Genomic DNA, 18,447 nt, shown 5'->3' on the forward strand with positions numbered 1-18,447 from the left:
GCCGAGATGGTGGCGCAGCGCCCCCGTGCCCGGCGCGCGGCGACATTGCCCGCCGCCATGTCCATCTGCGCCATCAGCCAGCCGCCGAAGATGTCGCCCGCCGGATTGGTGTCGGTGGGCATCGCCACCGTGCGGATCACCGGCGGCCCTCGGTCGGTGGGCTGCGTGGCTTTGGCAGGGATCGGTTCGGACGTCATCGGAGGCAGGAAGTCTTGGGCTAGCGGCGGTGGCGCCGAGCCTAGCAGCTGCCATGCCGGCCGGACCATCGGACCGGGTAACGGAGGCCCGCATGTGTTGCGCAGCCTCGCACGAGGCGGATTCCGCGCGATGCCCCAGTCGCTTGGGCGCATTCGCTCAAATGAGACGGATCGCGTTAACCGATTTTTAACCTGCCGATTGCGGGAACCCGAAGCCTGTGAGAGCTTCATTAACGGAAGCTTAACTGCTCGGTCAGGGCCATGCGTATCGCGTTCTCCCCGCTCTGTGTCGTCCGGCCCCGCAAGGCTCTCACGGCTCGCCTTCTCGCGGGTCTCGCCCTGGCCGGGGTCTTCCTCGCCGCACCGGCCCCGCAGGCCGAGGCGCAGAGCACCGCCGCCCTCCCGGCCGTGACCCAGGCGGCCACCACCGTGGGCCCGGCCCGGCCGATCGCCGCCTGGGCCGAGTTCTGCGAGCGCTACGCTGGCGAATGCGCGGTCGACCGCACCGAGCCGGCCCTCGTCACCCTGACCCCGGCTCTGTGGCAGACGATCAACGCGGTGAACCGCCGGATCAACCGGGCGATCGAGGCGGTGACCGATCAGGAGCATTGGCGCGCCGCCGACCGCTGGGATCTCGCCGAGGACGGGCGGGGCGATTGCGAGGATTATCAGCTGCTCAAGCGCCACATGCTGGTGGAGGCCGGCCTGCCGCGCCGGGCCATGCGGATGACCGTGGTGATCGATGAGAAGGGCGAGGGCCACGCCGTCCTCACCATCCTCACCAACCGCGGCGACCTCGTGCTCGACAACAAGACCAACGCGGTGCTGCCCTGGACCCAGACCGGCTACACCTTCATCAAGCGCGAAAGCCAGGACGCGCTGGGCTGGGTGGCCCTCGGCCGCGACGCCTCGCCGCTCACCGCCGCCAATCGCTGAGCGGAGCCGGCGCGTCCCGGATCGGGACCGGGCCGGCGCACCGTGCGTTAACGGCCTTTAAGGGGGCGGCGACCAAGGTTGACGAGAGGTTTCCAATAAAGGCCCACCGGCCTGGAAAACTCCCTGTTTCCCTCAGGTTCGCCGTCCCAGGGTCCGCCCGTCCCATGCGCCGCGTCCTCATCAGCCTCCTCCCCGCTCTCGTTCTCGCCGCCGGTCCGGCGCGGGCGGACAGCCCCGAGGGCCAGCGCCACGCGGCGTGGCAGGCCTGCCTCGACGCGGCCTTCGCCGATCACGCCCGCACCACGAGCCGCAGCTTCGCCGCCACCAGGGCGGTGTCCCTCTGCCACGACCGCGAGGAAGCCTATCTCGGGGCGCTCGCCGGCTCGCCGCTGCTCGATGCCGAGGACGTGGCCCGCATCCGCCCCGCCCTCGTCGCACGGGCACGCGACCGGCTGATGGGCGAGCGGCGCTTCAGCGCCCTCTGAGCGTCCTCAATCCTCACGCCAGCATGTAGGCGAGCAGGGAGCGCAGCTGCGCCGGCTTGATCGGCTTATGGACGAGTTCGGCGCCGGTCGCCTGGGCCTGGGCGGCGATATCGGCGCCGTGATCGGCGGTGGTGAGGATCACCGGCGTCACCCAGCCCCGGTTGCGCCGCAGGTAATCGACCACGTCGAGGCCGCAGGCGCCGTTGTCGAGATGGTAATCGATCACCATCACGTCCGGCCGCGCCATTCCGGTGCCGAGGGCCGTCACCACACCGGCGAGATCGCGGAACACCCGCACCTCGGCATCCCAGTTGCGCAGCAGCCGTTGCAGCGCCTCCGCCGTCGAGGCGTCGTTCTCGATCACGAGCACCCGCGCGCCCGTCAGCGCCGTCGCCAGCGGCGCGAGCGGCACCTGCGCATCCGGGCGCTGCGCGGCGATCGGCAGGGTCAGGCTCAGGCGCGTGCCGTGCCCGATGCGGGAATACAGGGCGATGTCGTGGCGCAGCGTCGAGGCCATGCGCTGCACGATCGACAGGCCGAGCCCGAGGCCGATACCGCCCTCCTCGGAATCGTGCCCGCCCCGATAGAATTCCTCGAAGACCAGCCCGCGCTCATGCTCCGGGATGCCGCGGCCGGTATCGACCACATCGATCCGGCAGAGCTTGCCCGTCGCGCCGCCCCGGCGCCGGGCGGCGATCAGCACGCCGCCGCTCTCGGTGTAGCGGATCGCGTTGGAGACGAGGTTCTGGAGGATGCGCCGCAACAGGAGCCCGTCGGTCTCCACCACGAGGTCGGCACAGCGGGTGACGAGGCGCAGTTCCTTGCGCTCGGCGAAGGGGCGGAAGCTCGCCTCGATCCCGGCGACGAGATCGGTGAGCCGCACCGGCTTGACCACGGGGCGAACGATGCCGGCATCGAGCTTCGAGATGTCGATCAGGGTCTTGATCAGATCCTCGATGGTCTCCAACCCCCGCTCCACCTGCCGGGCCACCGCCTTCGCCTCCGGGCCGGGGGCGAGATCGGTCAGCGCCGAGAGGGAGAGGCGAGCGGCGTTGAGCGGCTGGAGCAGATCGTGGCTCGCCGCCGCGAGGAAGCGGGTCTTGGAGCGGTTGGCGGTCTCGGCCTCCTCCTTGGCCGCCTGCAGCGCCTCGTTGGACCGCTCCAGGCTGTGCATCAGCGCGGTCAATTCCTCCGTGCGGGCGCGGACCCGGCCCTCCAGCATGATCGCGGTCTGGAACAGCGAGTAGGCGCCGCCCTGCTGATCCATGGTGCGCTCGACATGCGCCATCAGCGAGGCATTGATGCGCTCGAGCTTGGCCACGCGCAGATTCAGGGACTCGATGGTCTGAGGGTCCGGCGGCGGCTCCATCCACAGGGTCGGGCGATTCATGGGGTCTCGGCCCGACCGATGGCGATGCCCGTGAAGGTCTGGTTCAGGTGCATCGCGCGGTACTGCTCGCCGTAGGTCTCGAAGCCGACGACGCCGTAGCGCTTGTACAGGTCGGCGATGCGGTGGCGGACCTGGCGGCTCTCGGCATCGAGCCGGCGGAACACGCAATCGAAGCCGATCACCAGATCGAGGCCGCCCAGCGCCTCGTCCAAGCCCTCAAGCTCCGCCCGCGTCGCCTCGACGATGTCGCGGGGTTGAGCGAGCGTCATCACCACGCCCTCACCGATGGCGCAGAAGAAGGTGAGCGAGCCGTCCGGCTCCACCCGGCTAATCGAGCGGCAGTAATATTCGCCGCCGATCTTCACCGCGAGCGGATAGGCGGCAAAGCTCATCGTCGACAGGTTTTCCGGGTCGAGTCCCACCGCCATGGCGTATTCGCGGGCGGCGGGCTCGGCGTTGAGTTCGCTGACGCGCCGCTCCTCCTCGCGGGCGGCGGTGACCACGAACTTGCGCTGCGTCGGCTCGAAATTGTCGCTCTTGAAGATGCGGATCGGGAAATCGGTTTCGACCAGCAGGATCACCGCCGCGTCGCGGCACAGGACGCCATCGCGGATCAGGATCGTGCTGGAGAAGGCGAGGTCGTCGCCGGCCGAGCCGCCGATCAGGGGAATGCCGTCGAGGGCCCAGGCCACGGCCGAGACCACGGTCTCCTCGGCATTGGCGAGGGAATCGATCAGCGAGAGGGCGAAGCGGTGGCCGCCGACGCCCTCCGGGCGGCCCTGGTCGAGCAGGCGGCGCAAGCCCCGCACGGTGGAGGCAGCGCCCTCGACATCGAGCCGGGTGATCTGGGTGAGCAGGCCCGAGACGATGCGGAATCCCTGCCGGGGAAAGGCGATCACGACGAGGCCGCGCTCGATGGTGCCCGCCGGGCTGATGCCGCCGGAGGTGGAGCAGCCGCTCACGCCCACGCCGGGGAAATGGGCGGCGAGGGACGCGGTGAGAACCTCCGCCTCGTAAGCCGGCGAGAAGAAGACGATGAGGTGGCCGACGATGCTCCGGTCGATGGCCTCCGCCACGGAGGCGACCGCGCCCTCCGCCTCGCCCGCATCCGTCCAGACCGTCTGGATTCCGCACAGATGCCGCCGCATCTGCGTGCCATGCGCCACCGTCCCACTCCCTCGCGCGGGGGTCTGTTCCGGCTGGCCGGCCGCCCCTGACATATTGTGCACGACTATGTGCCCGGCGGAGGGACGTGGCAATGGCCGGCGCGCCGCGGCCGGTGCCGGTTCGCGGATGGTGTTTCGCAGCGAGGCGTCAGGCCGCAGCCGCCGGCCGCTCGCCCCGCGCCCGATAGGACAGGGCCTCGGCCAGATGCAGCCGCCGCACCGTCGCCTCACCGTCGAGGTCGGCGAGGGTGCGGGCGACCCGAAGCGTCCGATGGAAGCCGCGGGCGGAGAGCCGCATCGTCTCCGCCGCATCGCGGATCAGCGCCGCCCCCTCGGCATCGGGCGCCGCCACCGTCTCGATCACCGTCGCCGGACAGGTGGCGTTGGTCGTGGAGGCCGGCAGGCCGAGGGTGGCGTAGCGCGCGCCCTGGAGCGTGCGAGCCGCCGCCACCCGCGCGGCGGCCTCCGCCGAGCCTTCCTCGGGGGGCGGCAGGATCAGGTCGGCGGCGGTCACCGCCGCGACCTCGATCCGCAGGTCGATCCGGTCGAGCAGCGGCCCGGAGATGCGGGTGCCGTATTGCGCCACGCAGCGCTCGTTCGGCCCCCGGCGACAGGCATAGCCCGGCTCCAGCGCCATGCCGCAACGGCACGGGTTCATCGCCGCCACGAGCTGGAACCGGGCCGGGTAGGTCACGCGGTGATTCGCCCGCGCGATCATGATCTCGCCCGTCTCCATCGGCTGGCGCAGGGAATCGAGCACCTGGGGCGTGAACTCGGGCAGCTCGTCGAGGAACAGCACGCCGCCATGGGCGAGGGAGGCCTCCCCCGGCCGGGCGCCGAGGCCGCTGTCACTTCCACCAAACACTGCAAATCGAAAATAGCAAAAACAACGCTTTAACAGAGTTTCTACCCCAAAAACCCAAGACTCTACACCCATAAATTCCGCGACTGGATCGCCTTTTCCGGGAAATTCCGCGACCGGATTTCGCCGCCTCACACGGCCGCGCCGAGCCCGCCGATTTTTCGCGATCCCGCCTCCCTTTCCATGCTTCCTCCGCTTCGGGACACTCCCGCGCATGCCACGTCAGTCCCCGAAATCTTCGGCGCGAAGCGATTCGCCCACGCCAGCCGCACCGCTCGCGCCCTTCGCGACATCGACGGCCTCCGCGCACGCCAGCGCGCCGGCGCGCACCATCGGCATGGGCCACCGCTCGGTCCGCGGCATGGTTCAGGTAAAGGGCGCGTCGATCGCCCATGAGAGCACGCTCGAACGCGACCTCCTGACGATCCTGGACTTCATGCCCTCAGCCCAGCGGGTGCGCGGGCAACCCATCACGATCCCCTTCCGCGATCCGGTCACCCACAAGCCCCGCCGGTACACACCCGACGTGGCCGTCGACTTCGTCGGGCCGAATGCGGCCCAGCCCTCGACCGCCGCGGCGACGCCGATGATCTACGAGGTGAAGTACCGGGCGGACCTGATCGCGCAGTGGCCGCGCCTGAAGCCGGCGTTCCTGGCGGCGCGCGCCCATGCGCGCGAGCAGGGGGCGACGTTCAAGATTCTGACAGAGCGAGAGATTCGCACGCCGTTGCTCGCCAACGTGACGTTCCTGCGCCCGTACCTCCGGCGCGCGGAGCACGACGGGTTCGAGGAGACGCTGATCGCGACGCTGATGGCCTACGAGGAGGCCACGCCCGAGATCGTGCTGCTCGCGAGTTTCTCCGACGAGCCCAGCCGCTTGCAGGCACTCCCGCACCTGTGGCGCTTACTTGCGCAGGGTCGGATCGAGGCTGATCTCACCCTGGACCTGACGATGAAGACCCCGATCTGGGTCGCCGAGGACGAGGCCACGACATGGAGCGATCCGCATTCATACGCCTTGCGCCCTCTTGTGAGGTCCGCTGCGGAGAGGCGACGTATCGCATCACCCATGAGATCGATCTCGACAGCGTCCTAGGCGAGAACGTCGCGACGGGGGAGCGCAAGCGGCTCAAGGTCGCCGACATCGAGGCGGTGCAGCCGGTTGCCGGCGGGCCGGCCGAGAAGCAGCGCCGGGCGAGCGACATCTCGGACAAGGCGTGGTCGGTCGCCGAGCAGCGCTGGGCGATCATCAAGCCGCTGGTGGACCGCGGCATCATCCCGCGCGCCGAGGTTGAGGCCGTCGCGGCCCAGGCGAAGGTCGATCCGAGCACGATCTACCGGTGGCTCTCGGATTACAGTCACTCGGGGCATCTCTCGAGCCTGGCCCCGACGACGGCAGGCCGCCCGCGGGGCCGGACGTCGCTGTCGCCGGAGGTCGAGGCGGTGATCGCCGGCGCAATCGAGGACGCGTTCCTGACCAGGCAGAAGCTGAAGCCCTCCGACATCATCGAGAAGGTCGAAGCGGCATGCCGTCAAGCGAAGCTGCCGGTGCCGGGTAAGAACACGGTGCGGGCGCGGATCGCGGCGCTGCATCCGCAACTGGTCCTGCGCCGCCGCGGCGAGCGGGCGAAGGCGGACAACCTCGGCAAGCCGGTCCGAGGGCATTTTCCGGGCGCGGACAAGCCGTTGGCGGTCGTCCAGATCGATCACACGCAGCTCGATGTGATCGTGGTCGAGGAGACGACGCGGCTGCCGATGGGTCGGCCGTGGCTGACGCTCGCGATCGACGTGTATTCGCGCATGGTCACGGGCTACCACCTGTCGATGGAGCGACCGAACGCCAACGCGGTCGGCCTGTGCCTGTCGATGAGCATGCTGCCCAAGGGGCCGGTGCTGGAGGCGCTAGGCGTGCCCGGCGAGTGGCCGGTCTATGGGCGCTTGGCGAAGGTGATGGCGGACAACGCCAAGGAGTTTCGCGGCAAGCTGCTCGCGCGGGCGTGCCGGGACTGGGGCATCGACCTCGATTTCCGGCCGGTGAAGACCCCGCACTATGGCGGCCACATCGAGCGCCTGATGGGGACGACCGCCAACGAGGTGCGCAAGCTCGACGGCGCGACGTTCTCGAACACGCGGCAGCGCGAGGGCTATAATTCCGAGGGCATGGCCAACATGACCCTCGGCGAGGTCGAGCGGTACCTCGTCGACTTTCTCACCACGACCTATCACATGCGCCTGCACAGCGAGATCGAGATGACGCCGCGGCGCAGGTGGCAGGTGGGTCTGCTGGGCGACGGGGTCCAACCCGGGGCGGGGTTGCCTGAAAAGATCGCCGACGCGGAGAAGCTCCGGCTCGACTTCACGCCGTGCCTTGAGCGCACGATCCAGCGCTACGGCGTCGAGATGGACAAGATCGGCTACCAGGACGAGGTCCTGTATCGCTGGGCCGGGGCGACCGATCCGGACGATCCGAAGCGGCCGCGGCAGTTCGAGTTCCGCCGGGATCCCCGCGACGTCAGCCGGATCTGGTTCTGGGACCCTGAGATCCAGCGATACTTCGCGATTCCCTATCGCGATCTCAGCCACCCGTCGGTGAGCCTGTGGCAGATCAAGGCGGCGAAGGCGGAACTCAAACGCCAGGGCGTTCTCGACGTCGATGAGGACGGGCTGTTCAAGGCCATCGCGCGCCGAGAGGGCTACGCCGAGGAAGCGCGGGCCAAGACCAAGGCGGCCCGCCGTGAGTTCCATCGTGCTACGCGGGTGAAACCAGCCCCGATGGCAGCACCGGCGCAGGAACCTCAGCCGTGCACGCCGAGCCTACGCGAGGACGACGGGCTCTTCGATACGCCGCCGGTCATCTACGGCGACATCGAGCCGGCCGAGTTCCAGCGCTGACGCAGGGTGCGACGACCCGTTTTTCGGACGTCGTCGTACCCGCACTCACGCGTTCGGATCGCCAATGGTCACTGCATCAGTGACGCCGTCCGTCTTCCCGGCGAGCCCCGGCACTTCGTCGAGTGGCGCAGGCTGGTGAAGCGCCAGCACGGCCACCGTCAGTCAGCGCTTCCGTCGCACCCACGAGGCCATCATGCCGTTCTACGACCTGCCGCCCGATCTCCGGTCTGCCTGGTCCCTCTATCCGCATCTCAGCCAGCAGGATCTCCTGCGCATGCGCCGGCACCCACTCCCAGGGTACTTCGCAAGTCCAGAGGTCCGCCTAGTGTTAGCGACGTGGGAGGTCCACACGCTGGCCGATCTCGTGCAGCTCCTGCCCGAGGAGATCCTGAGCCTTCCGGGCGCGACGATCGACGCATTCGGATGGATCGCGCAGTGCCTGTCGCTGGTGACGGTCCGTTGCCCGTCCTCGGACACGCTCACCGCAGACGACTTCGCGCGGCTGGACACGGTTCCCTTGCGTGAGGCCGGCCTGTCGGCTGGCTCCACCGCGGCGTTGAAGATGGCCGGTTTGAAGACGCTCGGAGACGTGGCTCGCATGGCCGCGGTCACCCGTGACGCGCTCGGATTGAGCCTCGACGAGCAACGCCGCTGTATCACGGCTTTTCGGGTGATCTCGGAGCCATCCCTGGAACAGGAAGACGTCGGCGATCAACGCCCTCTGCCGCCGAACTTCGGATCTCAGGCGTTCGGGAGCGGATCCCTGGGCCGATCATGGCTCGGCCCGGCGTTGCAGGCGGAGGGGCTCAGGACGTATGCGGACGTCATGGCGTTCCTCGCGGATACGCCCGAGGATGCGCATCGCCGGTTCGGGCCCAAAACCCGGGCCGGGATCGAACACCTCCTCGACCACGACGCCGACCAGCTTCGGGCCGAACACGCAGACGGGCCCGAGCTCTATCGGCTTCCCTATCGTTCCCACCACCAACCGATTGTGCCGATGGGGGCGGATGGGCATCGCGAACGCTCGATCCTCTCACGAGTCCGATGGACCGACGCGGATTCCGCGCCAACCTGGGCCAAAGCGCTCTACCGGCATGGGATCGACAATTTCGGCCTTCTCGCCGAAGCTGACCTCGCTTTCCTTTGGATCGTCGCCGACGGGGACACGGACGCGATGTGCGCGATGATCGTCGCCCTGCGCCGCGCGTGGATGGACTGCACGGTCGCCGGGTCCAGCGTCGCCGTCTACGGCCCGCACGGGGTCGACCCGTCAGGCCCCTGAGCACGCCTCGCCGCGATCGACGGCCCGACGCCGATGCTCTGGACGGTCGGCCACAACGCCGCTGTCGCCCTCGCGAAAGACCTCCCGCCGTACTCCAGGACGTCCGCATGCCCGCGATCCGCCCCACCTCCCAGAGCGGCCAACCCTACGGAAGCGCCCAGCGCTGCTGCGAGATCTGCGGACGCATGTGCGGGTGCGAAACGACCATGCCGTTCTACGACCTGCCGCGCGATCTCAGGATCGCGTGGTCGATGTTCCCATCCCTCAGCAAGACCGATCGCCAACGCCTGCGACGGCAACCGCTCCCCGGGTTCTTCGAAACGCCAGAGGTCCGACCGGTCCTCCAGGCTCTGGGGATGACCACGCTCGACGACCTCACGCGGCTGCTGCCCGAGGAAATTCTGGGCCTGCCGAATGCAAGCCCGGACGTCCTCCACGAACTGGCCGTGTACGTGTCGCTCGTCGTGACCGATCGGCCGCCCGCTCGAAGTCTCGGAGCGGCCGCCCTCAAACGCCTGGACAGAGCGTGGGTCCGCGAGGCTGCCTTGCCGAAGGGTACCGCGGACCTTCTCGTCGCCGCTGGTATCACAACGCTCGGCGAAGTCGCTCGAACGCACAACGGCGTCCTCGACACGCTCGGATTGAGCCTCGTGCAGCAGCGCGGCTGTATTGCGGCCTTCCGGAATCACTGGCCGAACCGATCGGACGCAGCGCGAAAACGGGCCTTTCAAGCTCGCCCCCTCCCCGTGGGCTTCGCGGATCGGCCGTTCGCGGAGGACGATCTCGGTCGCAGCTGGCTCGGAGCCAGACTGAAACGCATCGGGCTCACGACATACGGGGATGCCATGCGCTTCGTCGACGAACCTCACAGTCGAGACCGTCGCCTCTCCCTGTCATCAGCCCTGTTGGGCATCCAGCACTTCGTCGCGCTTGAAGCCGCCTCATCGATCACCGGCACGACGCCCACGCGGGTTCCCTATCGCACCGAGGATTACGTCCCCCTGCGCCTGATGCCGTCGGGCTGGTCGGTCACCGAGGGGATCCAACTCGATGCAGTGCGCTGGACCCAGCAGCAGGGCGTCCCGGACTGGGCCAAAGCCCTGGACCGACACGGGATCGACAGCCTGGCCCTCGTCGCCCGGTCCGATCTCGCCTTCCTGTGGGACGTCGCGCAGGGCGACGCCTCTCAGGTCTGCGCGATGATCGCGGCTGTCAGGCGCGCGCTGATGGAGTCCCGCACGCCCGGTTCCGGCATCGCTCTCTACGGCGAGATCGACCCCGGTTTGAGCCCGGCCGGACGCCGCACCGCCGGAGCGCCTCACACCCGCGCACGCCAAGCCTCGATCGATCCCCACTCTTCAGCCTTGGAGCGGGCCAAGGAACTGGCGGCCGAGGCCATACATTGCGCTCGCTCTCCCGGCGGGAAACCGCACATCGCCTTTCACCACATGAAAGCTGGCGAGCAGATCGCCCTGATCGACGACGCCGAGGCTGCGATCCGCGCCACGTTCGCCATCATGGCCGAGTGGGACGACGCCACGATCGCCCGGTTCGTCCGCGCCCACCGTCGCTGACCTGCGTTCGAGGCGTGCCCCAGGACGCCACCATGCCCGCATCATCGAGGCCAGCGACCGCAACCCCCACAGACCGCGACGACAAGAACATTCTGTGGAGCACCACCCACGCGGGCGCGATCGCCATCGCCAACGCACGCCGGGGACGGCGCGGACAGATCCAGCGTGCCGCCGCGTGGGATCGACTGCCCGACAACTAACAGGTCGCGGTGATCCAAGACGCCGAGGCCGCGATGCGCACGGCGTTCTCGTATCTCGTGCACCTCACCGACAAAGAAATCGTCCACTTCGTGCGCAGCACGCGCGATGAGGCCGATTCAACGGATGACGCTTCGCCCCCTCCCTTCGTCGTACCCAAGGACGCACAAATGCGTGCGCTAACCGCCACCGATCCGACCCAAGAACCGCTTCACCTCGTCTCACAGCGCGGCCAGCCCTACGGCAGCGTCCAGCGCTGCTGCGAGGTCTGCAGTCGTATGTGCTGGCGGGGCATGGACGGATCCGCGAAGCGCTGGACCGACGATCCCGCGACGTTCGAGGCCGCGCCCGATCGCTGCGACCGAACCCAGGGCTGACATCACGCCAGCCTCGGTAACGCACCCCTATCCACCCAGCAGGACCACCATGAACGTCTATCCCCTGCCGGCGGAATTCCGTCGGAGTTGGTGCCTCGTGCCAGGCATCCTCAGCGATCAGGTCATCGATCTGACCGACGTGCCACCGTCCGGGACGTTCACGAAGCCCGCCCTCGTCGCCGAGATGGCGTCGAGCGGCGTCCACACTCTCGCCGATCTCGCCCTCTGCCTGCCTGAGGAGGTCCTCAGCCTGCCGGGCGTCAAACTCACGACGCTGCTCAACCTTCAGGCCGAGATCCTTGAGCGGCTGGACACGGGTCCGCTCGTTCGGGATCTGAGCAAGACCGAGACTGAGGCTCTCTCGACCATCACACTGTACGGCTTGAACCTGCCGACAGGTGTCTTCGTCCGGGCCAAGGCGCTCGGCATCGAGACCCTCGCAGGGCTCGCCATGACCGCGAGCCCCGCGACCCTGCTCGCGAGGGGACTTCCGCTCTGGAAGGTCCGAGCCTGCCGCGAAACGATCCAGGCCCATCTCGACCGGCCCTCCGAAGCCGAAGCCTTGCGGGTCTACGCCAAGCGCCCCCTGCCACCGGGCTTCGCCGAGATGACCATCAAGGACAGCCGCCTCATGTTGAGTTGGGTCGGCAATGTCCTGGTGAAGGAACGATGCACGACCTTCGGCAAGGCCCTCAAAGCCGTACCGACACTCGCCGAGATCGAAAAAGACTGGGGAAACTGGGAGGTTTGGGAATTCCGGGCCAAGGCTTTCCACCTCGCCGTCGCGGGCAGACGGATGATCGCAGGATTGCCGCAGGGCGACGCCCTGTACCGCATCCCGTACCAAGACGGCATACCGCCCAACCGGCCACCGTTGTTCGGCGATCTGACGGGCGACGAGAGAGCGTTCCTCGATCGGGCACGAAGCAATCCGCGCGATGACCTCTCAACCGTGCAGGAACTCGCCTACGAGAATGCACCCTACGATCCGGATCACCACGAAGCCCCTGAATGGATCGGTGCCGCCTGGAACTACGGGATGGATGCGCTCGGCTTCATTGCGGACGCCGACCTGCCCTATCTGTTCGAGGCTGCGGGCGGACGCAAGGACGTCGTCTGCGACATGCTGATCTCCGTCCGGCGTGCGCTTCTGGACCATGCCGAACTCGGGTCCGCCGAGGCTGTCTATGGACCGGAGCACGCCTACCTGCGGTTCTTCCGGACGTTTCCGAAGGCGGCTTAGCGCAAGCCGTCGGAACCTATCCCCGTTCTCCACAGGCTTGAGGACAGCGGGCCCAAGCCCGTTGAACACCGTCCCAGATTAGAACAAAACAGGAACTCGATCTGCGAGGCCGCCGATGTCCGAGCGCTATCCCCACCTCCAGCCGGATGTCCGGCTCCTCGTGGAACGCTCGCGCCAGGAGCGGATCGCGTTCGTCCAATCCGACCAGTGGATCGGCTACCCGGCGGCGACGGCGGCGATGGATCGCCTGGAGAGCATCCTCCATCACGCCCGGGCTCGGCGGATGGAAAACTGCCTGCTGATCGGGGACAGCAACAACGGCAAGAGCACCATCCTGGAGACGTTCGCTGCGCGCCACGGCGATCCGGTGCGCCTGCGCGAGCCCGACGGGCCGACCGGTCATCGGCCGCTGTCCGTCGTCCTCATCGAAATGCCGAAGGAGGCCAACGAGGCCCTGTTCTGGGAGGCGATCCTGGAACGCATGCGCTGCGCACCGCCCCGGCGGAGCGAGAACCTGATGCGCTACACCTGCGCAATCCTCGATCAGCTCGCGGTGCGCATGCTGATGATCGATGAGTTGCACAACATCACGCGCCTGCCCCCGCGCGCCCAGCGCGACCGGCTGCTCCTGCTCAAGAGCCTGAGCAATCGCCTGCGTCTGCCCATCGTCGCGGCGGGAACACGCGACGCCGAGGCCGCGCTCAAGACCGACGAGCAGACCGCCAACCGGTTCGAGCCGTTCGTATTGCCGCGCTGGCGATTGAACCAGGAATTTCGCTCGTTCGTGGCGAGCTACGAGCGGCTTTTGCCAATGCCCGAGCCTTCGAACCTCGCCGACAAGGAGCCCCTGACGGCCCTGTTCAATGTGTCCGAAGGCACCGTCGGCCGGGTCGTTCGGGTCATCCAGCGAGCGACCGAGACCGCGATCGAGGCCGGCAAGCCTCGGGTCGATCTCGGGCTTATCGAGGCTGCGTCGCGGTTGCCGTATGGCGGGGAACGGCGTCGCGCAGCCGGCTGAGGGTGCCATGCGCTGGCCCCTGCCCTCAACCCCCTACGACGACGAGATCCTGAGCTCGTACCTCGCACGCGCCGCGTTCCGGCACCGCCTGCCACCAACCGTGTTCGCTGCCCAATGGTGGCCGGACCGACCGGTCTGGAACCGCGATCTCGACCGCGGCGAAGATACCGCCTGGCTCGCCGATCTCGCGAACCGCGCCGGTCTCACCCTCGAACGGGTGCAGGCGATGACGCTCGACGCCCCGCGCCGCCGGTTCGGCCGGGGATCGGGCGATACGGCGCTGATCCTGTCCGCCGGGATTTTTCACCGCACACGGATGCGACACGCGGTTCAGATCTGTCCGCGGTGTCTTGGTGACGGTGAGCCGTACATGCGCCGCACGTGGCGCTACAGCTTCGTGCTCGCCTGCCCGACCTGCATGACACCGCTCCGCGATGCCTGCCCCCATTGCGGGGCCGCCATCGTGCCCCATCGCAGCTACCGCTGGCGACTGGACGCCTGCCACGCGTGCGGGCTCGATCTCGCCCATCGCGATCCGCATCCCGCGGTGGTCCTGCCGGCCGTGAACGAGTTACAGACCCGCCTGCTCGCGGTGCTCGCGAACGACCCGGGTACGACGGTCGGGCCTTGGCAGGGGGATGCTGCTTTTCGGGGCGTGCGCAGCCTTGTGACGGTGGCGCGGCATCCCGATGTGCTGCCCCTGCTGCGCTGCGCCCTTGGGCTCGACGCCGCGGCGATCCCGGTGACCCGGTTCGAGCGGATGCGCGCCGGCGATCGCGCCGTCATCCTCGAGACCGTCGGTCACTGGCTCAGTGACTGGCCGAACCGCTTCTTCGTCGCGGCCGGCAGCGCCGGGCTGACCCAACGCAGCTTCCGCAAGGTCGCCCAACCCGGCGACCTCGCGCTCCAGATCCTGCGCCTGCCCGAAGGGTTTGCCCGCGATCGAACCTTCGTCCCCGTGCTCCAGGACCGCGACCTCAAACGCCTCCGCCGCCAGAACCGTGCCGGGTACCGGCGCGTGCGTGCCGCTCGCCTGCTCGACGCCACGGCCCAACGCCGATGAAGGCGACCTGCCGAATCTGTCGCCGCCATCGCCCCGTGATGGCCAACGACCGGATCTGCTTCCCCTGCTCGGTCGGGATCACCCACACGTGCCCGATCTGCCAGGCCGTCATACCCGGAAGCGGCCACGCTCCCTGCTACCCCTGCAGCCAGCGACGCCGTTCCGAGCGCCAGATCGGTGAGGAGGCCGCAACGATCCCGATCCAGTGGATGTCCGGGATGTTTATCGCCTTCTGCGAGAGCGGCCGCATCCCCCTCGACAACGGCCTCGCCGCCGAGCGCATCGCCCGGACGGCAGACGCATGCCGCGCGATCGCGGTGAGGGATCCCACCTACGGTCGCCTCACCACCGACGCGGTCCACGCCGCGCTCGGCGCTGACGGCGCGAGACGCGTCGCACCCCTGATCGCCTTCATGAGCGATGTCGGCGTGCTCGACTGGGACCGGACCCGGCTTCAGGTCCTGATCGAGAACGAGCGAGTCGACGCGATCCTGACCGCGCATCGGGACAGCCCGCACGCGTCCCTCCTGCGCCGGTACCGCGACAGCCTCGCGGCCCGGAACCGGAAGCCCATCACCCAGCGGACCTCGCTCACGGCCGCCCTCGCCCTCCTCGCCGAACTCGGCGACGCCCCGCTGGGCGACTTGAGCCAGCGCCACCTCGCACGTGCGCTGCGCAAAAGCCCCGGGCACCGGGCCGCGCTTCAGGGCTTTCTCAGCTTCGTCGCCACCCAGGGCGGGCCGGCCCTGACCTCGCCCAAGCCGCGCCCTCTCAGTCCGGTCGCTCAGGAGAAGCGGCTGCGCGCCGAGATCAAAGCCTGGCGGAAGCGCCTTGCAAAGCCGCGCAGCGCCGGCGAGGCACGGGCCATGCTCATCCTGCTCCTCGCCAGGATCTACGCCCTGCCGATGACCCGCGTTCTCACGCTTCGGCGCGACGAGATCGTGGTCACCCGCAACAGCGTCACGCTGTGGCCGGCGGCCGAGGCGATCGCCCTCGAAGAACCGTTCGCCAGCACGTTCCTGCGCTGGGCCAGATGGACATCGGGTTGGAGCAGTCGACCCGGCCCCTGGGCGTTCCCCGGTCGGCACGGGCACCAGCCTCTGTCCGAGGCGGCGATCGCCTACCACCTATCCGGCAAGGCCAAAGATCAGGCAAAGAAGCTATGATGGAATAGAATGGACGCGATCACCGGGTAACGCCCGTCTAGCACTCGGACGTCCCCGGTGACGCTTTCTCTTGCCGACGTCAAAGCACGAACCGTCGGCCATCCACTTCGCAACAGGCTGGGATGCAATGATGGTCCGCCGTATCTCCACGGCAGTCCATCATGACGTCGAAGGTGGCATCCCACGACGGCGAGACAAGAGGCTCCAGCGACGTCACCCCTGAGTCAGAGTGAATCAGGGGTCAGCCCTTTCCTGCGCTTGGCAAGGTGGTGATCGGGTCCGAGGCGGCGATCGCCTACCACCTCGATCAGAACCTACGACGGCCGAGAACGATCGGCGCAGGTTATGAACGCCCGTCATAGACCACCAGCGGGTCCGGGTGTCCGCCCGTGAACACCCAGCCGCATCGCGCGACCGATTTGGTGATCCGGTCTTTCGGCTTCTGGGCAAGCCGAGCGCGAAGTTTGGCTTGCACTTGGTCCGCGGTCGCACCCGCGCCCGCTGGATCGGCCCATGTCAGGGCATCGTAGTTCTGTGGCTTCGGTGGTCGGATCGTGCTGCCCGGCCCACAATAGCCGTGCAGGGCGAATGCGCGGTACCGTAGAACGTGGAGGGCATGCACCTCCGGAAGCGATCGAGCTTGGCTGTCGGTCAGCTTCGCGATGAAGCTCGGCGCGTAGAAGATGTTGCGGAGGTCCGTGTAGGCCTCCGGGTCGCTCGAACTCGCGTAGAGGTGGCAGCAGGTCAGGTCGCGTGTCGTCGCGCGCTTCAAACCCGTGCTCCACTCGAAGGCGGCCGCCGGGCTCGCATTGTCATCGACCATCACGCCGTCGACGATCGTGCCCCGGTCGGCCGTCCGACCCCGTACCGTGCGGAAGACGGCTCGGCGTCCGGTCGCCGTGACAACGTCGGGATGAGCGAAGAGCGACAGGGACGCGATCGCTTGATCGATCGATCCCCATGGGGATGCGGCGATCAGAAAATCCAGCACCGCCCGCCCATCGTACCCGAACGCAGCAAGAGTCTTGCATTCATCTGGCGTGTCGCTCGGAAACGGCGGCATGAGCCAACCCGCCACGGGTTGGACCACCACACCCCCAAAGCGGGCTTCCCGCGCCCAGCACGCAATCCCGTCGACGAAGATCGGGGTGTCGTCATTGGCGACGACATCCTCGCCGTTCGAAACTTGGATGCCCGTTCCGAGGAACGATGTGTTCGTGATGTCGACCGGTCGGTCGGCCCAGTCGACGAGGCGGCCTTCGCAATCCCGGCAGATCGCGGCGGGATAGGAGACCGATCCCCGTCCCTCACCGCCGCAGACCGGACAGATCTCGCCGCCCGGACGCCATCCCACCATGTGATCCCCCTTGCCCCTCACTGACTGAACCACACTGCGACTGAGGCAGGAAGGATGCGGGCCCTGCAGGGGCGGCGATTGCAGGCGCTTCGGGCCAATCGAGGGCCAAGTCCGAGCCTATCGTCGCTAACGCACCTACTGTCAGAAGGACTGAGCGGAGGTCGGCTGCGAACCCTTCTGCGATCCGCCAAAGGTGTGAGATCGCCAACCAAAGCGACGATCCTGACAAAAGGTCATGCACAGGGCGTGCCCGCCCGCTCTTCGCGATGTATGCATGTTGCGTTTTTGCATACATCATCGCCCACGATGGTCCGACCGCTCTCGCTCGCCCAGCATACGCTGTACGCTGACCTTCTCGACCAGGGGATCGATGATCTATTCGATCCGGAGATGCCGGAGAACGGCAGCATCCTGGTCCGGTCGAACCGCGCCGGCGCGCCAGCCGACCACGCCTACTACCAGGGTTACCGCCCCGCCGCCGGTGATGCCGGCCGAGGCCAGCGCTACGCCCGCTATCTCGGGCGCGCCGACGATCCTGACGTCGTGGCACGGATCGCGCGGTTTCAGCGGGTGAAGACGGTGCGCGCCGAGCGCGCAACGACGGTGAGCGCCCTGATCGGAGCCGGGATGCCGCGGCCCGACCGGATCACCGGCCGGATCATCGAGGCGCTCGCGCGCGCCGGCCTGTTTCCCGACCACGCCGTGCTCCTCGGAGAGGCCGCCTTCCAGACCTACGACGGCGTCCTCGGCGTGCGCTTCCCCAAGCGCCCACAGCGAACCAGGGATGATCCCGCGGTCGAGATCGCCCTCCGGGATCCCGGCCGGGTCGGCGGCATCCTCGACGCCCTCCGCACGATGGATCCCAGCTTCGCCTCCGGGCCCGAGGACCTTGGCCTCTGCCGTTCGGCGACCGGCGTGCAGGTCGCCGTCGTCGGCCTCGATCAGGCCAACGACGAGACATCAGACCTCACCGGCTTCCTGATCGATAACCCGGTGCAATCCCTCGTCTTGCACGGCCCCGGCATTCCCGTCGCCGTGCCAGCGCCGGAGCGGCATGCGGTTCACGCCCTGACGGAAGCCCGTCGAGGAGCCGGCGCATGCGTAAATCGCGTTTGCACCGAACGCGCTCGCCATCTCGTCGAAGCGCCCAGAGCGATCGGTCGAGATCCTGCGCCGACGGCGGCCATCTTAGAGGCCACGACACGCAATGGATCGTGACAACGCCCCTCACTCAGGCA

At 68.2% G+C, this 18,447-nt stretch carries 16 protein-coding genes and 1 pseudogene; 12 read left to right on the forward strand and 5 right to left on the reverse strand.

The annotated features are described in order from the left end of the window. The coding region (locus MZTS_RS04710) for a hotdog domain-containing protein (RefSeq protein ID WP_343068700.1) at positions 1-197 on the reverse strand (197 nt) is incomplete at its 3' end. Between the two features lie 261 nt (positions 198-458). Between MZTS_RS04710 and MZTS_RS04715 the strand changes: the two genes are divergently transcribed. Together MZTS_RS04715 and MZTS_RS04720 are read left to right on the forward strand one after the other, a co-directional pair. Next, positions 459-1,133: a transglutaminase-like cysteine peptidase gene (locus MZTS_RS04715; protein WP_192282179.1), complete on the forward strand. Its 675-nt coding sequence runs from the start codon at positions 459-461 to the stop codon at positions 1,131-1,133. A 164-nt stretch (positions 1,134-1,297) separates the two neighbouring features. After that, positions 1,298-1,618, forward strand: a complete 321-nt coding sequence (locus MZTS_RS04720; RefSeq protein ID WP_009866171.1) for a hypothetical protein — start codon at positions 1,298-1,300, stop codon at positions 1,616-1,618. A 13-nt stretch (positions 1,619-1,631) separates the two neighbouring features. Here the strand turns inward: MZTS_RS04720 and MZTS_RS04725 are convergent, their stop codons facing one another. The 3 genes and pseudogenes from MZTS_RS04725 to MZTS_RS04735 all read right to left on the reverse strand — a co-directional run. Beyond that, the gene (locus MZTS_RS04725) at positions 1,632-3,008 is read right to left on the reverse strand and encodes an ATP-binding response regulator (protein WP_192282181.1); all 1,377 of its coding nucleotides are present in this window, start codon (positions 3,006-3,008) and stop codon (positions 1,632-1,634) included. Then, entirely contained in the window at positions 3,005-4,174 is a 1,170-nt protein-coding gene (locus MZTS_RS04730; RefSeq protein ID WP_192282183.1) for an FIST N-terminal domain-containing protein, read from the reverse strand. The genes MZTS_RS04725 and MZTS_RS04730 overlap by 4 nt, the downstream gene beginning before the upstream one ends. A gap of 148 nt (positions 4,175-4,322) precedes the next feature. Then, positions 4,323-5,042, reverse strand: a pseudogene (locus MZTS_RS04735) (ATP-binding protein); the annotation flags it as partial. A 208-nt stretch (positions 5,043-5,250) separates the two neighbouring features. Here MZTS_RS04735 and MZTS_RS04740 point away from each other — a divergent pair. From MZTS_RS04740 to MZTS_RS04780, 9 genes are all read left to right on the forward strand, one after another. Continuing rightward, positions 5,251-6,132, forward strand: a complete 882-nt coding sequence (locus MZTS_RS04740) for a TnsA endonuclease N-terminal domain-containing protein (protein WP_192282185.1) — start codon at positions 5,251-5,253, stop codon at positions 6,130-6,132. Further along, entirely contained in the window at positions 6,030-7,928 is a 1,899-nt protein-coding gene (locus MZTS_RS04745) for a Mu transposase C-terminal domain-containing protein (protein ID WP_192282188.1), read from the forward strand. Before MZTS_RS04740 ends, MZTS_RS04745 begins: the two co-directional genes overlap by 103 nt. A gap of 193 nt (positions 7,929-8,121) precedes the next feature. Continuing rightward, on the forward strand, positions 8,122-9,213 hold the full coding sequence (locus MZTS_RS04750) for a hypothetical protein (protein WP_192282191.1): 1,092 nt from the start codon (positions 8,122-8,124) through the stop codon (positions 9,211-9,213). A gap of 206 nt (positions 9,214-9,419) precedes the next feature. Continuing rightward, the gene (locus tag MZTS_RS04755) at positions 9,420-10,787 is read left to right on the forward strand and encodes a hypothetical protein (protein ID WP_192282194.1); all 1,368 of its coding nucleotides are present in this window, start codon (positions 9,420-9,422) and stop codon (positions 10,785-10,787) included. A gap of 233 nt (positions 10,788-11,020) precedes the next feature. Then, positions 11,021-11,362, forward strand: a complete 342-nt coding sequence (locus tag MZTS_RS04760) for a hypothetical protein (protein ID WP_210329120.1) — start codon at positions 11,021-11,023, stop codon at positions 11,360-11,362. A gap of 49 nt (positions 11,363-11,411) precedes the next feature. Then, entirely contained in the window at positions 11,412-12,605 is a 1,194-nt protein-coding gene (locus tag MZTS_RS04765; protein WP_192282200.1) for a hypothetical protein, read from the forward strand. Positions 12,606-12,720: 115 nt separating this feature from the next. Continuing rightward, positions 12,721-13,623 (forward strand): TniB family NTP-binding protein, encoded by a 903-nt coding sequence (locus tag MZTS_RS04770; protein ID WP_192282203.1) that lies wholly within the window; start codon positions 12,721-12,723, stop codon positions 13,621-13,623. Between the two features lie 7 nt (positions 13,624-13,630). Then, complete coding sequence (locus tag MZTS_RS04775) at positions 13,631-14,686, forward strand: TniQ family protein (protein WP_157914156.1); 1,056 nt, start codon at positions 13,631-13,633, stop codon at positions 14,684-14,686. Between the two features lie 209 nt (positions 14,687-14,895). Beyond that, complete coding sequence (locus MZTS_RS04780; RefSeq protein ID WP_192282206.1) at positions 14,896-15,852, forward strand: hypothetical protein; 957 nt, start codon at positions 14,896-14,898, stop codon at positions 15,850-15,852. Between the two features lie 343 nt (positions 15,853-16,195). Here MZTS_RS04780 and MZTS_RS04785 read toward each other — a convergent pair whose 3' ends face one another. Further along, positions 16,196-17,209 carry a hypothetical protein gene (locus MZTS_RS04785; RefSeq protein WP_246481996.1) on the reverse strand — a complete coding sequence of 338 codons (1,014 nt, stop codon included), beginning with the start codon at positions 17,207-17,209 and terminating at the stop codon, positions 16,196-16,198. Between the two features lie 306 nt (positions 17,210-17,515). Between MZTS_RS04785 and MZTS_RS04790 the strand changes: the two genes are divergently transcribed. After that, entirely contained in the window at positions 17,516-18,427 is a 912-nt protein-coding gene (locus MZTS_RS04790; RefSeq protein ID WP_192282209.1) for a GSU2403 family nucleotidyltransferase fold protein, read from the forward strand. The last annotated feature ends 20 nt before the right edge of the window (positions 18,428-18,447 follow it).

The sequence above is a fragment of the Methylorubrum zatmanii genome, assembly GCF_014845115.1.
Taxonomy (GTDB): Bacteria; Pseudomonadota; Alphaproteobacteria; order Rhizobiales; family Beijerinckiaceae; genus Methylobacterium; species Methylobacterium zatmanii.

Excerpts from the sequence above, each read along its gene's own strand:
- MZTS_RS04715 (WP_192282179.1), top strand. The coding sequence starts at position 459 with ATGCGTATCGCGTTCTCCCCGCTCTGTGTCGTCCGGCCCCGCAAGGCT.
- MZTS_RS04720 (WP_009866171.1), top strand. The coding sequence starts at position 1,298 with ATGCGCCGCGTCCTCATCAGCCTCCTCCCCGCTCTCGTTCTCGCCGCC.
- MZTS_RS04725 (WP_192282181.1), bottom strand. The coding sequence starts at position 3,008 with ATGAATCGCCCGACCCTGTGGATGGAGCCGCCGCCGGACCCTCAGACC.
- MZTS_RS04740 (WP_192282185.1), top strand. The coding sequence starts at position 5,251 with ATGCCACGTCAGTCCCCGAAATCTTCGGCGCGAAGCGATTCGCCCACG.
- MZTS_RS04745 (WP_192282188.1), top strand. The coding sequence starts at position 6,030 with ATGGAGCGATCCGCATTCATACGCCTTGCGCCCTCTTGTGAGGTCCGC.
- MZTS_RS04750 (WP_192282191.1), top strand. The coding sequence starts at position 8,122 with ATGCCGTTCTACGACCTGCCGCCCGATCTCCGGTCTGCCTGGTCCCTC.
- MZTS_RS04755 (WP_192282194.1), top strand. The coding sequence starts at position 9,420 with ATGCCGTTCTACGACCTGCCGCGCGATCTCAGGATCGCGTGGTCGATG.
- MZTS_RS04760 (WP_210329120.1), top strand. The coding sequence starts at position 11,021 with ATGCGCACGGCGTTCTCGTATCTCGTGCACCTCACCGACAAAGAAATC.
- MZTS_RS04765 (WP_192282200.1), top strand. The coding sequence starts at position 11,412 with ATGAACGTCTATCCCCTGCCGGCGGAATTCCGTCGGAGTTGGTGCCTC.
- MZTS_RS04770 (WP_192282203.1), top strand. The coding sequence starts at position 12,721 with ATGTCCGAGCGCTATCCCCACCTCCAGCCGGATGTCCGGCTCCTCGTG.
- MZTS_RS04775 (WP_157914156.1), top strand. The coding sequence starts at position 13,631 with ATGCGCTGGCCCCTGCCCTCAACCCCCTACGACGACGAGATCCTGAGC.
- MZTS_RS04780 (WP_192282206.1), top strand. The coding sequence starts at position 14,896 with ATGTCCGGGATGTTTATCGCCTTCTGCGAGAGCGGCCGCATCCCCCTC.
- MZTS_RS04785 (WP_246481996.1), bottom strand. The coding sequence starts at position 17,209 with ATGGTGGGATGGCGTCCGGGCGGCGAGATCTGTCCGGTCTGCGGCGGT.
- MZTS_RS04790 (WP_192282209.1), top strand. The coding sequence starts at position 17,516 with ATGGTCCGACCGCTCTCGCTCGCCCAGCATACGCTGTACGCTGACCTT.